This window comes from Coprothermobacter platensis DSM 11748 (genome assembly GCF_000378005.1).
Classification (GTDB): domain Bacteria; phylum Coprothermobacterota; class Coprothermobacteria; order Coprothermobacterales; family Coprothermobacteraceae; genus Coprothermobacter; species Coprothermobacter platensis.
Map to the genome: position 1 here is coordinate 965,269 of NZ_KB899040.1, position 12,892 is coordinate 978,160.

Here is a 12,892-nt window from a genome sequence, read left to right on the forward strand (position 1 = left end):
CATTTTACCCCAATTCGTCGGGATGAAGCGCTCTGTACAGGTTCTCTGCTACTTTGGCTGGTAAGCCACCTTTCTGAATGAGCTCATCTTTGCTTGCACTTTGCAAGCCTACCATGCCTCCAAAAGTATCTATAAGGTTACGCCGTCTAACTTTGCCGATGCCTGGTACATTCAACAATATATCGCCAAAGTCCTCTCTAAGCTTACGATGATATGAATTAACCCATCGATGTGCTTCATTCCTAATGGTCTGAAGAATTTGTTTTCCCACATCTTCAGGAGGCAATATAATGGGGTCATCTTTCCACGTCACAAAAAATCTATCGTCAGGCTTGGCTATTGCTACAGCAGGAACATGTATTCCAACTTCGTCCATGGCTCTTTCTACCACATTAAGATGTTGTTTCCCACCATCTATGAGCATTAGATCAGGTAGCCCTGTATCTTGCTCCTGTAATCGACGTAGAACAACTTCATACATAAAAGAGAAATCGTCTTTATAAGAACCTCTTATCCTATAGTGCCTATACCAAGGCGTATAAAACTGCCCATTTATATAAGCTACTTTCCCACCTACCCGCTCACTTCCGAAAAGTTGTGCCATGTCGAATCCTTCTATACGTGTAGGCATATGTTCCAGATGAAGTTCCTCTTCAATACGGAGCAAGCCCCGTTTTATACGTTCGTTACCTTCGTCACGCTCGAGCAAACTCTCAGCATTTTCCTGCGCAACCTTCAACAAAGCATCCCATTCTGGAGGCACCATTTCCACAACAACTCCATGTAATAGTGCAACCTCCTTAAGTTTTGATGCTACATCTGATGGCGTGTACACTACTATGTTCTCCTCATGATATACACGCACATAATCTCTAAAGAAACTATCGATAATTTCATCGAGTGTAACTACAGAACCTGAAGAATACTTTAATCCGAAAACGTTCGTAATCATGCCATCCCTAACAGAAACCACAAAACCTGCCCCTATATCATCTTTAAGAGAAAATGCCATGACATCAGCACTCCCTCTTACATTTGCTTCTCTCTGCATGCCGATACGTCTGACAGTGTACAGTAAATCCCGGAGGTCTATTGCTCTTTCAAAATTAAGGTTTTTAACTGCTTCATCCATCATTTGCCTAACTTTTGACTCAACTTGAGCGGTATCGCCATTCAAAAACCTTACAAACATTTCCACACGCTGCCGGTACTCCTCTGGACTTATAGCACCCACGCAAGGTGCTGAACAACGCCCTATTTCGTAATACACACAAGGGCGTGTGCGATTCTTTAGAGTCCCTCTGCATGACCTTATTCCAAAAACTTCTTCTGCAATCTGCATAAGATTCTTCAGATCACCACGGATTTTCCCGGGAAGATCAGGTACCCTTAAAGGTACAAAGGGACCAAACAATAACTGCCCAGGTTTAGATTTCCTCTGCCTAATGCGTACAATTTCAACGCTGGGATATGTTTGATTCAAGTCAATCCGTAAGTAACTGTATCCTTTTCCATCTTTGAGAAGGACATTGTAAGGAGGGGCATATTTCTTTATCAGGGTTTCTTCCAGTTCTAAGGATTGGCGTTCGTTTGCTACAATTATCCATTCCACCGTTTCCGCATTGCTAACGATGAGGTATTCTTTTTGACCTGGCTGACTACGAGCGTAGTCAGCCAGTCGGTTGTGAAGATCTGCTGCCTTGCCAACATAAATTACCTGCCCGGCTTTACCATGAAAAATGTACACGCCAGGATTATGTGGAGCAGCCTCATGAAAGTCCTGTTCGATCATCTTGTCACAGCTTGTGTAACGTCCCGAGCATAAAGTTTTACCCGTGACACATACTCGCTAACAAAGTTGTTACCGTCATAAATTCTACTGCTATAACCCGAACTCTTGAGTTGTGTGACACCTGTGAGGTAAGAAGCTACTGCGAGATCCAATGCCTCAGATGAACTATCAACGTGCCCGAGCCAAGCCTCGTAGTTGTCGTTCAAATAGAGTAAGCCAGCGCAAGCATTCTCATAAGGATCAAAAATATCATCCTTTGAAAATAACTTGGGAAATGCTTTTACATAAGTCCTAAAGGTGCTTGACAGCAACTGCATAACGCCCTTAGCTCCAGCGCTGGAAACATCTTTCGGATTAAAATTGCTCTCTGCCTTTATCACACCGATAAACACTGCAGCAGACAAATGATTTGGATTACAACTTCTATATGCCTTACCTAAAGCCAATGCAACATTTGCACTGGCCCCTGCTTGCATTGCCATCTTTTCTACCAAGAACGGCTCATTCCTATTTACTTTACCGCTCGTGGAACTTGCGCTTACGCTTATTTGACAAGAATTTCCTGGCTTACTCATGAGTAGTGCTTCTTCTCCTACAGGCTTAGCTTCTATCACAGGTGGCAACACAACTAACAGGATAACCATGACGAGTAGTAATAGCACCAGTAGGGACCACATTTGCAACGGCATAATGCTAACACCTCCTTAAAAACTTAAGCTAAGGTCCTTGGATTATACCATATGGGAGTATGCCGTATAGTTAAGGGACATAGAAGATTGGATTATACACTAAAGACTCGGAGTTATCGTACCTTGGTCACAGATGAGTATGTTGTAATCTCTTCCTAAATTTACTTGATCCCAGCTTTTTGTCGTTGCCGCTATAATCTGACGCTCTGGAAGTAGTTTGAGCATGCGCTTCCACCTTATATCGTCCACATTAGCATTAAAGTCATCCAAAAGCAGCAAAACGTAACCATTCTGTTCATGTACCAACTCTGCTGTTCTTACGAAAATGAACGTAAGCAACGTTTTTAGAAAGCCTCTTGAACCGAACGTATTTACGCTTTTCCCATTTACCAATAAGGAGATCTTGTCACGGTGATAACCAAACATGGTAAATTTCTTTTGCATTTCCAACTGTAGATTACGAATGTCACTGCGCTCTGTGGAGAAAGAAAACCTGTAATCCCCTTGAAAAACATAAGCGAACCTAAGGTTTAAGGACGCTTCTACAAGTTGGAGGAACTTTACTCTCTTGTCACGCCACTCTTCTGAAATAGCATCAATACGTTCCGTTAGAACATCGTTCAGCGGTTCGTTAAGGAACCCTGAAGACAGCATAGCATTGCGTTCAGCCAGCAATTTCCTATATTCATTTGAAAGCTTCAAATTCTTTATATCACTAAGCTCCATCAACCGATCAAAGAGCCTGCGTAATCCAGCGGCCGTTTCAACCAAGTTTAAATACTCATCACTATAATAGAGCACTTGTCCAGCGAGAGGTGTTTCGGCACTGCTAATACGTTCCCCATTTAAGGTAAAACTTCTGGATTTTGGCTCCACAGATGCTCCAAAAAGCAAGGTAGAGCCGTCAAATTCCAAACCTACCTGAGTTTGATTTTCTCCCCACTTTATAAGATCTGCAACGCTGCGAGTTCTGAATGAACGACCAGTGGAAGCAAGAAAAACAGCTTCCAAGAAAGACGTCTTGCCCTGCATATTCTCGCCTACGAGAACAGTCAGACCATCAGGAATTTCTACCTGCTGATTTTGCAGGTTTCTGAAGTTATAAACTCTGAGAGAACGAATTCTCTCCACGTACCACAAGGGATAAATCCTCTCCCAATAAACTACTTACTTCGTCATACAGTTTAAAAAAACGCTCTGACAACGGAGTCGTATCAAATTTTCGCTTAATATCATCAATAAACTCACTTTTGGACGCCATTCTATCACCAAATGCTAAATTGTCAACAGCAGCGAGAATCTTTTCTTCCAAAGAAACAGGCACATAAGATCTTACCGGCAAGCCAAAACCTTTCGCTTCTTCCTCTGTCAGACCTGCTCCGATATGGCGTTCTACAAGATTAGCCACTTCTTGAGAAAATCCTTCTCTCAAAACAATTTCTGATCCTATGACCCCATGGGAAATATCGTGTGTAACGCTCCGACCTATGTCATGCAGAAGTGTACCAGTAATTAGCAAATCAACGTCAATATCTACACCCTTTTTTTGAAGAACCGCGATAACGCGAGCCACACCTAAAGCAACCGCCTCGATATGGCGCCTTACGTTATCAGGCAAGTTGTATTTGTCATACACAGCATAGATTCGCTCTAAGTCTACGTTCGAATCTATGCTGTGCAAAAGCTCTTCTAACAGCTCGCTCAGAGAGAAACCTCCCTACCGAGCAAATTGCCTAAAATATCCGACAGTGTGAATTTATCGTCACCTTGTTCTGAGAGAAACTCTTGCAGTTCTTCGCGTTCCTTATCTACATGAATAGCCTTAACGGATAGAGATATGCGTCTTCTCTCTTCATCGATACCTATGACCTTGGCTACGATTTCGTCGCCCTCATTAACAGCGTCTTTAGGATCGTCGATCCTTCTAGTAGAAAGCTGTGACACATGAATAAAACCTTCTACACCTTCAGCAATTTCTACAAAAACACCCTGAGGTATAACGGTTACGACTTTTCCTCTAACCAGTTGTCCGGGCTGTATGTTTTGGGCTACTTCTTCCCATGGATCAGGTTTTGTATCTCGCATGGATAATGTTATCTTCCTGTCTGTAGTGTTTATGCCCAATACGATTACTTCGACTTGGTCACCAACTTTGACAATTTCACTAATGTCTTTGAACCGCTTCCAGCTGACATAACGGCGCGGAACCAAACCTTCTACACCTGGAGCGAGCTCTACAAACACACCAAAATCTGTTATGTTCACTACGGTTCCCTGGGCATGCGATCCTACTGGGAAATCCTTTTCCACGTTTTCCCACGGGTCTCCCTGGGCTTCTTTGATGCTCAAAATCAAATCCTGCGTTTCCTCATTAAAGCTGACAATTTTGGCTTTTACGTGATCGCCTATTTTGAATAAGTCCTCTGCCTTTGCACCACGTTTCCATGACACTTCTTGAGCGGGAACTAAACCGGTAACCCTATCCACAAGAAGCAAAAGACCACCACGAAGATATCTAAGCACACGTCCGCTAACAATATCGCCCACAGCATGCTTTTCAGCAAAAAGCTGCCATGGATTCGGTGTGGCTAATCTAATACTGAGCGTCATTTCTTTCTTCTCATCATCGACGGAAAGAACTTTCGCTCTGACAACATCACCGCGACGAAATACACGAGCGATATTCTTTATAGGTCTCCAATCAAGTTCATCTTTCGGGACAAAACCTTCTATATGATCACCTAAATCAACGAAAATACCTTCATCCGTTATTCTGCTTACGTGCCCACGGACAATGTCACTGTCTTTAAGATGGTCCCAAGATTTCTCAGCTCGTTCCTTCTGCTCTTTTTCCAGTACTTCCCTTTGTGTGAGAATAACTTGGTTTTTCCTACGGTTAACTCTTAATACCTTCACACGTAATGTATGACCAATATATTTTTTTGTATCACGAACAAATCTAATATCTAACTGAGAAGCAGGTACATATCCAAGAATGCCCGAACCAAGATCCACAAAAACACCTTTATCGTCAGCACTCACAGCCTTGAGTTTTCTTACTTCTCCGCTCTTTTCCCATTCCTCAACATCTTTCCAAAGTTTCCTGTATGCTGCTCTCTTCTGAGAAACAGATATGTACCCTTTATCATCGTTTGTCTTTGTAACGATAACATCTATGCTTGTGGGTACATTTCCCTCCTGTACTTGATGGATCAATTCACTGGTGCATTCTTCCAAAGGAAGAAAAGCATCATATTTACTCGCAATATCTAACCACAGCCCATCCACATCAGCGCGTAATACCGTACCTTCTACAAGATCGCCTCTTTCAGCCATTTCTACATCGAATTCTTCGTTGAAATTGTCTTCACGGGGTTCCACCTTTCATTACCTCCTCAAACTTTTCTTAGAATTTTCACCCTACTATACGAAATGAAATTCTTCACAAATATATACAACAATACATTTTAACACCTAAATAAGTTAGCCACTCACCTCTTGAAAGCTCACATCTTTCACAACATAGTGACCATTTTCTAAAGAACAGGTAAATGTACCATTAACAAGCACGACGTCACTCGTTAAAGATGAACTACCGGAGGAGCTACTGCTAACTCCAACACGCGTATAACTAACGTGAACTTTGTTTTCGTTGGAAACATCGTTTTTATCCAAAACAGGGACAAAGAATAGTCCTTTCGTTGCAAAGCCCTGGGTAAATTCCAAATCCATGCTGGCAAGAAAATTAGCAAGACCATCATCAGGATTAGATGAAATAACTTTCTTCACATAGAACATGTTTCTCGACATTAGCGCGTCTAAGAATGAAAGGACAGCATCTTGAGGGGTGTCAGCAACTACCTTAACGCCACTTACAAAATAATCGTTACCATTTTTTTCGGTGCTGATGATCCAGTGTATATTTCTACTGACTTCATTTTTGTCATCATAGGCAGAGTACAACGTCACCACACTGCCAGTAACTTCAACCTGATTATCTCCAATCGTTTTATAATGAAGTTTCCAGTTAGTCCACTTTAGTGGATCCTCCACAGACGCCACAGGTATGCCCTCGCTATCTGCTGTAACCTGCCGCATGCTTTCAATAGAACTCAATATAGATTGAAAATAAGCAGTATCCATACCATCTGACATTTCTTCAGTACTAACTTCTTTCATGGCAGCGATATCATAGTTTGCCCATGCTTCAACGAATTTTTTGGCGGCTTTGGCAGGAGATTTTTGACCAGATAAAAACCATATACCACCGACGATTACCACAACTAAGACAACGCCTATGACAATGTAAAAAAGTGTGTTCTTTGCTTTACTGTTCCTCTTTTTCAAAATCTGCACCTCCAACATTCACATGCCACCAATGTAATTCATTCCCTAACCTGATAAGTGCATCCCAATAATCTTTCCCGCCTCTTATCCCTTGCTTATCCAAGTTTCTTAGTTCTTCCACCAGGCTACTAACGTTATTCATATTGGAGACCAATTCTTTCACCCTATTCACATCCATCTGAGGCACCACGTAATCGTACTTATCAATATTCTCTGTGGGAACCATTTTCATTTTATTTGAATCAACAATCTCCACCAATCCACGTTTTTCTAAGTCTTTAACCAACGCTTTGAAGTTTGGATATCCCCAGTCATGTTCTGTAAAGTCAGGCATAACCATGGTGAGCATCTCCTTTAGTATTGAAGGGGATAGCTCATAATTCATAAACTTAATAAAACGTATGATTCCACCTATAGTATTAAAAAAGCCATCAAAATCTTTTCCAGCTCTGTTTTTAGACAAGTTCTTCAAACCACCCGCAAGTTCACTCAGTGATACAAAAACATCTGCCGAATTTTTCAGCGCTTCAGATGTTATTTGGTCATCTCCCACAGCTATGACTTCTTTACCTAAAGCCTGAAGTGCCTTTATAGCTGGAATGAAATCTCTGTCAGCAGATACAAAGACAAAACTGCTTATATTGTCTCTTTCGTAGCCGTACTTCAAAGCATCCACTGTTATCTGCATGTCAGCCATGTTTTTTACAATGTTGCCACTTCTATGCGCATATACAAAAACGACATCATAACCCATATCTACAGCAAAAGGAATAAGTGAAGCAAATACGCCCCATCCTGTATAGACTTTCGCTACGTCTATTTTGCCCATAGAATAAAAAACATCCATAATCTTCTGCATAAGTTCCTGGGGTGTTTTATCGTATTTTTCGAGACTCTTAGCCAAATTTTCCAGATCGAGGAAAATACCAAAATGTTTGTTGTCAGATTGCACCGTTAACCTCCTAAGATATACAAACAACTCTTCACGTTAAATCGCTTCTATAAATGATAACATCTGCGAATAATAAACTGGGTTATAATACCGCTCATATGACTAAGTTCGTTCCTTGGATAAAACGCGTTATTGCAGTGTTACTTCTTGTTATTTTGTGGAGGGTTTCACCTTGGGTAGTACCTACGAACGGCGCACAGGAGGAAGGTTACTATAGAGGCATCGTTCAATCCGTTGTCCAAGAGCAACCTCAACAAACGACAACAGTACAGCTTGTTTCTGTAAAGTTAATCGAAGGACCATTGAAGAATCAAGAAATCTATGCCCAGAATATATACGATCCATCGATGTATGGTTCATTTATGGTCAAGCCTGGAACAAAAGTATTCATTTATGCCATCATGGACAACGGCAAAGTTTCGGATGCGTACGTACAGGATTTAGATAGGCTTTCAGGAATGATAACAGTGATTGTCGCATTTGCAGTGATTGTACTATTGGTAGCTTACGGCAAAGGTTTAGACGCACTTCTGGGGCTGCTGATTACTGGTTTGTTTATTTGGAAGATCGCTATACCCATGATAGCGAATGGTTATAACCCCATTTGGACATGCTTGCTTACGGTCTTAGTAGGTACCTTAGGAACTATCACGTTGGTAATGGATACGTTTGATAAAATCATCCTTTCTACAGCAGGAACTTTACTCGGTATAGGAAGTGCTTATATTTTCGGCATATGGGCGTCTCATGTTACCTCCGTCCACGGGGTAACATCTGAGATTTTTTCTTTCTTCCAATTTTCTACAACGTTGAAAAACCTTAACCCTCTTTCCCTGTTTTTTGGAGCCATAATGATAGCAGCCTTAGGAGCAACCATGGATGTTGCCGTTTCTTTGGTATCCTCAGCGCGGGAAATAAGACTCCAGCAACCTGACATAGGTTTCTTTCAACTGTTTTCAAGCTTAACAAGAATTGGCAGAGACATGATAGGGACCATGGTTAACACGCTTATATTTGCTTATGCAGGTTCTGAATTAGGCTTATTGGTTTATCTTTATAGTTCCGGAGAAAGTGTGGCCATCAAGTACATCACTGGTGAGTTTTTTGTGGGTGATGCCATAAGGGCAGTTGCAGCATCCGCAGGATTAATCTTGGCAATTCCGCTTACAGCCTTAATGGCCAGTGCGTTTTACTCAGGAAAGAATAAACGGACATTGGAAAAGAATAGCCGTAATCAAGCAGATTAGTTTACTTCTCCAACACACATATTAACGGTGCATGGTCAGAGGGGGTAGGTTTGCGCCGTTTTCTCAAACTTGTCATTACATAGATATCTTTTAGCCTATTAACAAGCTGCTCGCTAACCAAAGCATAATCGATCCTCATGCCTTGGTCTTTCCAAACTCTTCCTTCTTTATAGTCCCACCATGTAAATTGTGTTTTATCAGGATATAACGACCTAAACGCATCAGTAAACCCTAAGTCCAGTATGTTCTTGAAAGCTTTTCGCTCTTCGTCATATGTTCCTATGGTGTCCTTAAGCAAGACTTCATCCCATACATCTCTATCTTCCACAGCAACATTAAAATCTCCCATGAGAAGTATATTGGGATAACGTTTCAGCAGGTCGTCGATACGATGAGCAAACTCCTCATACCACTGTAACTTTTGAAAAAAGCGAGCTGCTCCACGTACATCTCCATGAGGAGCATAAACACTAACTATCAGCAAGTCATCCAGAAGAACACCCAGAGTCCGGCTTTCTACTTCATCTAATATTTCAACAATATGGCATTCGTTTCTTGAACAAATGGCAACACCGTTATACCCTTTTTGGCCGTTAACATAGCAGTGAAACCCGTCAAAAACAGTATATGGAAACAAATCGTTTTCACATTTTATTTCTTGCAAGCAGACCACATCAGGTTGCTCTTCTTCCAGCAGATCCTTTACGGGCTGAACACGAGCCCGAATACCGTTTACATTGAACGACGCGACCTTCATACAAGAACCCGTGGTATCTTATGAGAAATGCCTGTTAATACCTCATAAGGTATTGTGTCTAATAGATTTGCCATGTCATCTGCCCAAAAATGATCACTTCCCCACGCCCCCAGTAGAGTAACTTCATCACCTACTGCAACGTCTCCAGGTGCTTCGAACATGGTAAAATCCATGGTCACCGCACCAACCTGGGGTAAAGTGTAATTCTTAACGCCAGCTTTTGCTTTATTGCTAAGCCTTCTACTGTAACCGTCACCGTAACCCACAGGAACTGTCACAATATGCGATAAACCCTGAGATTTCCATAACCAGTCATATGAGACGCCTTCATTGTCGATAAGTGTGTGCTCATGTACTATGCGAGCTTTTAAAGAAAGGACAGGCTTAACGCCATTGTAGCCATAACCGTATAATGCAATTCCAGGTCGGTAGTGTGTAGCATAAGGCATAGAACCGCTTATGAGAGAACCTGAATTAGACAAATGTACCATTATCCCGTCTGGAACCAGAGAAAGCACATTCCTAAAACGTTCTTCTTGAACTTTAAACAGATTAGACGTAGGAAGTTGAGAAGACATATGCGAACAGACGCCTTCTAACTTATCACCCACAACATGACATATTTCCTTTATGGTTGATCCATCATCCCAAGGAATACCTTCTCTATGCATGCCAATGTCCACAAACAAATGCAGCTTTAGTGGTAAATCTAACAGGCCTTTCTCCATCCACCTCTTGTCTGTGATGCAGAATCTTATACCCCTGCGTGCGAACTCAGAAGCCATATCTGGCATGGGCAAATCATCCAATACTAAAATCCATTCTGCCCCAAGTTCGGAGAGCATGAGGGCGTCATCTGCGCACACAACGGCAAACTTCTTTACACCCAGCTTTAGCAATTCTGGTACTACTATCCCCATATCGTGCCCATAAGCATCGTCTTTAACAACCGCTATAGGTTCTAATGAAGGAAGTGAATCAGTTAGCAAAGAGACATTATGCTTTAAGTTTTGTTTAGAAATTTCGACCCATTTGTTCCACATTGTTTATCCTCCTAAATAAAAGAACTTAACATTTTCACAGGTAGTTGCGTTTTAAAAAGTGAACAAACTGTGCCGCTAAATACGGATCAAATTGTGTACCACCACACTTTGCTATTTCATCGATAGCTTCATTTAAGCTCTTGCCTTTTCTATAAGGTCTATCAGTACTCATAGCATCAAAAGCGTCGGCTAAAGCTAAAATCCTTCCTTCTATGGGAATTTCTTCGCCAGAAAGACCCCTGGGGTAACCATTACCGTCCCAACGCTCATGATGAGCACCTACCCATTTAGCGTATTTCTTCAGAGTATCGCTTTGAGACAAGATTTCTTCAGAAAATACTGGATGCTTCTTCATTTCGATGTACTCTTCTGGTGTCAAAGAACCTGGCTTTTTCAACACATAATCTGCAACCCCAACTTTTCCGATATCGTGAAGTATGCCAGCCCAGTAAATATCTTCAACATTACTGCCAGTGTATCCAATGAAACTTGCAAAGTCTGAAGCAATTTTTGCTACCCTTTCCGAATGCCCAGCTGTGGATGGATCTCTGAATTCCAGCGCTTTAACTAAAATCAAAATGATTTCTTTTAAAAATTTACTTGCAGTCCGCTCATGTACTTTCAATGCAGTAAATGCACTAGCTAAGCTACTTAGAGAATCAAACAACTCAAGGGACTGTTGGCTGAACTCTACTTCTTCAAAACTGTCAACAAATATAGAACCATACCACTGCTTGTTAACGAGCAAAGGGGCAGCCAATGAAACAGCAATAGGTTCTGGTCTAGCGCTGTTAAACACTGCTGCCACGTCGGGAGGCATATTACTGTCGTTTAGGGCTTGTACAACTTCTACCTCCGTAGGGTGGTAAATCCATTCCGGTTGCATGTCTAATGTTTCTAAGAGATTACTATATCCGACCAATGCCTTAAAACGTACCAATCCATCATCGTCCATGATAAGAATGGAGCCTGCTTGAGCCTCTGGAACCAGATTCAGTGCCAAATTCAAGAGGTATGTGTAAAATGTTTCGTCTTCCACATCTGGGCGTAACTGTCCCATCAAACTTAAAAGATTCTTTTCTTTCCCGCGCAAATCCTCTAATTCTTTGTTTACATTAAGTATTTCTTCATAAGAAGCTGTAAGTTGCTGATTTTCTGCAGCCAATTGTTCATAAGCTGCCCCTAATTCTCTTTTACTTAAACGCAGCATACGTAAAATCCAATAAAAGACCAAAGCCGCAGCCACAACCCCAAAGAAAACACCGATGGCGACATTTCTTACCAACGAACTTACAAACTCTGAACTCAGATCCGCAGTCGCAAACCAGCGTTTGATCAATTCATCATACTTGCCAGAGCTTTTAAGTTGAAGTAGTGCTTGATTTATCTGGCTCTGCAAAACAACATTCTTAGGGTTTACTCCGATAACATATTGAGCCAATTGGACTTTTTCGGGAAGTGTCTTTGTATCTTTTATGTTTGAATTCTGTACAAAATACTTATAACTCTCTTCGCTCATGAAGGCCGCGTTTACACGATTTGATTCCAATGCATCGATAACTTCCTGCTGATTACCAAAGGAAATAATGTTTTTAAAATTGTGCATGGCAAGATATGTCTCCATGGTAGTTCCATCCACAACCGCAATCGTTTTCTGTTTGAGATCATCTACGGAATATGAACTGTCTTTTTTCACCACAATCACGTAATAAGGATAAAAGTAAGGGTCAGTGGGAAGTAACGTTGTACTCGCGTTTTCGTAAAATCCCATCAACAATACGGCATCAGCTTTTCCCTGTTTTACTGCGTCAACGGCATCTGACTGATATGCCGTAGGCAGAAAATCAACTTTTTGTTTAAGAACCTTACCAATTTCTTTGGCCAAGTCTACAGAAAAACCTTGAAGTTTGCCCGACTGCATATAGGCAAAAGGTGGATTATAAGCATGAACCGAAAAAACAATATCGGCTTTTGCTCCCACCGGTATCAGGAACAACAGCAATGTTATAGACAGGCATACCTTCGCTTTTCGTGTCACCTTTACATTTTACAGCCATTGTAAGAA

The 12,892-nt window shown here is 41.5% G+C and carries 11 protein-coding genes; 1 reads left to right on the forward strand and 10 read right to left on the reverse strand.

Annotated features, from left to right (window positions below; all coding sequences use genetic code 11):
* Positions 1 to 4: 4 nt before the first annotated feature.
* The 7 genes from uvrC to D890_RS0105350 all read right to left on the reverse strand — a co-directional run bounded on the left by uvrC (position 5) and on the right by D890_RS0105350 (position 7,780).
* The gene (gene uvrC / locus D890_RS0105320; protein ID WP_018963478.1) at positions 5 to 1,792 is read right to left on the reverse strand and encodes an excinuclease ABC subunit UvrC; all 1,788 of its coding nucleotides are present in this window, start codon (positions 1,790 to 1,792) and stop codon (positions 5 to 7) included.
* On the reverse strand, positions 1,789 to 2,481 hold the full coding sequence (locus D890_RS0105325) for a transglycosylase SLT domain-containing protein (RefSeq protein ID WP_018963479.1): 693 nt from the start codon (positions 2,479 to 2,481) through the stop codon (positions 1,789 to 1,791). The genes uvrC and D890_RS0105325 overlap by 4 nt, the downstream gene beginning before the upstream one ends.
* Before the next feature lie 99 nt (positions 2,482 to 2,580).
* Positions 2,581 to 3,612 carry a DNA replication/repair protein RecF gene (recF, locus tag D890_RS0105330; protein WP_156802757.1) on the reverse strand — a complete coding sequence of 344 codons (1,032 nt, stop codon included), beginning with the start codon at positions 3,610 to 3,612 and terminating at the stop codon, positions 2,581 to 2,583.
* Positions 3,581 to 4,162 carry an HDIG domain-containing metalloprotein gene (locus D890_RS0105335; protein WP_018963481.1) on the reverse strand — a complete coding sequence of 194 codons (582 nt, stop codon included), beginning with the start codon at positions 4,160 to 4,162 and terminating at the stop codon, positions 3,581 to 3,583. The genes recF and D890_RS0105335 overlap by 32 nt, the downstream gene beginning before the upstream one ends.
* Positions 4,163 to 4,182: 20 nt before the next feature.
* Positions 4,183 to 5,862: a 30S ribosomal protein S1 gene (locus D890_RS0105340; RefSeq protein ID WP_018963482.1), complete on the reverse strand. Its 1,680-nt coding sequence runs from the start codon at positions 5,860 to 5,862 to the stop codon at positions 4,183 to 4,185.
* Positions 5,863 to 5,964: 102 nt separating this feature from the next.
* Positions 5,965 to 6,837 carry a hypothetical protein gene (locus tag D890_RS0105345; protein WP_156802758.1) on the reverse strand — a complete coding sequence of 291 codons (873 nt, stop codon included), beginning with the start codon at positions 6,835 to 6,837 and terminating at the stop codon, positions 5,965 to 5,967.
* Entirely contained in the window at positions 6,809 to 7,780 is a 972-nt protein-coding gene (locus D890_RS0105350) for an NYN domain-containing protein (RefSeq protein WP_018963484.1), read from the reverse strand. The genes D890_RS0105345 and D890_RS0105350 overlap by 29 nt, the downstream gene beginning before the upstream one ends.
* A 98-nt stretch (positions 7,781 to 7,878) precedes the next feature.
* On the opposite strand from D890_RS0105350, the gene D890_RS0105355 reads away from it, so the two are divergent.
* Complete coding sequence (locus D890_RS0105355) at positions 7,879 to 9,027, forward strand: YibE/F family protein (protein ID WP_018963485.1); 1,149 nt, start codon at positions 7,879 to 7,881, stop codon at positions 9,025 to 9,027.
* A gap of 1 nt (position 9,028) precedes the next feature.
* On the opposite strand, the gene xth is transcribed toward D890_RS0105355, so the two are convergent.
* From xth to D890_RS0105370, 3 genes are read right to left on the reverse strand one after another with little or no spacing between them, the layout of a single operon-like run.
* Entirely contained in the window at positions 9,029 to 9,784 is a 756-nt protein-coding gene (xth, locus tag D890_RS0105360) for an exodeoxyribonuclease III (protein ID WP_018963486.1), read from the reverse strand.
* Complete coding sequence (gene alr, locus D890_RS0105365) at positions 9,781 to 10,827, reverse strand: alanine racemase (RefSeq protein ID WP_018963487.1); 1,047 nt, start codon at positions 10,825 to 10,827, stop codon at positions 9,781 to 9,783. Before alr ends, xth begins: the two co-directional genes overlap by 4 nt.
* Before the next feature lie 34 nt (positions 10,828 to 10,861).
* Positions 10,862 to 12,865: an HD domain-containing phosphohydrolase gene (locus D890_RS0105370; protein ID WP_156802681.1), complete on the reverse strand. Its 2,004-nt coding sequence runs from the start codon at positions 12,863 to 12,865 to the stop codon at positions 10,862 to 10,864.
* Positions 12,866 to 12,892 lie beyond the last annotated feature (27 nt).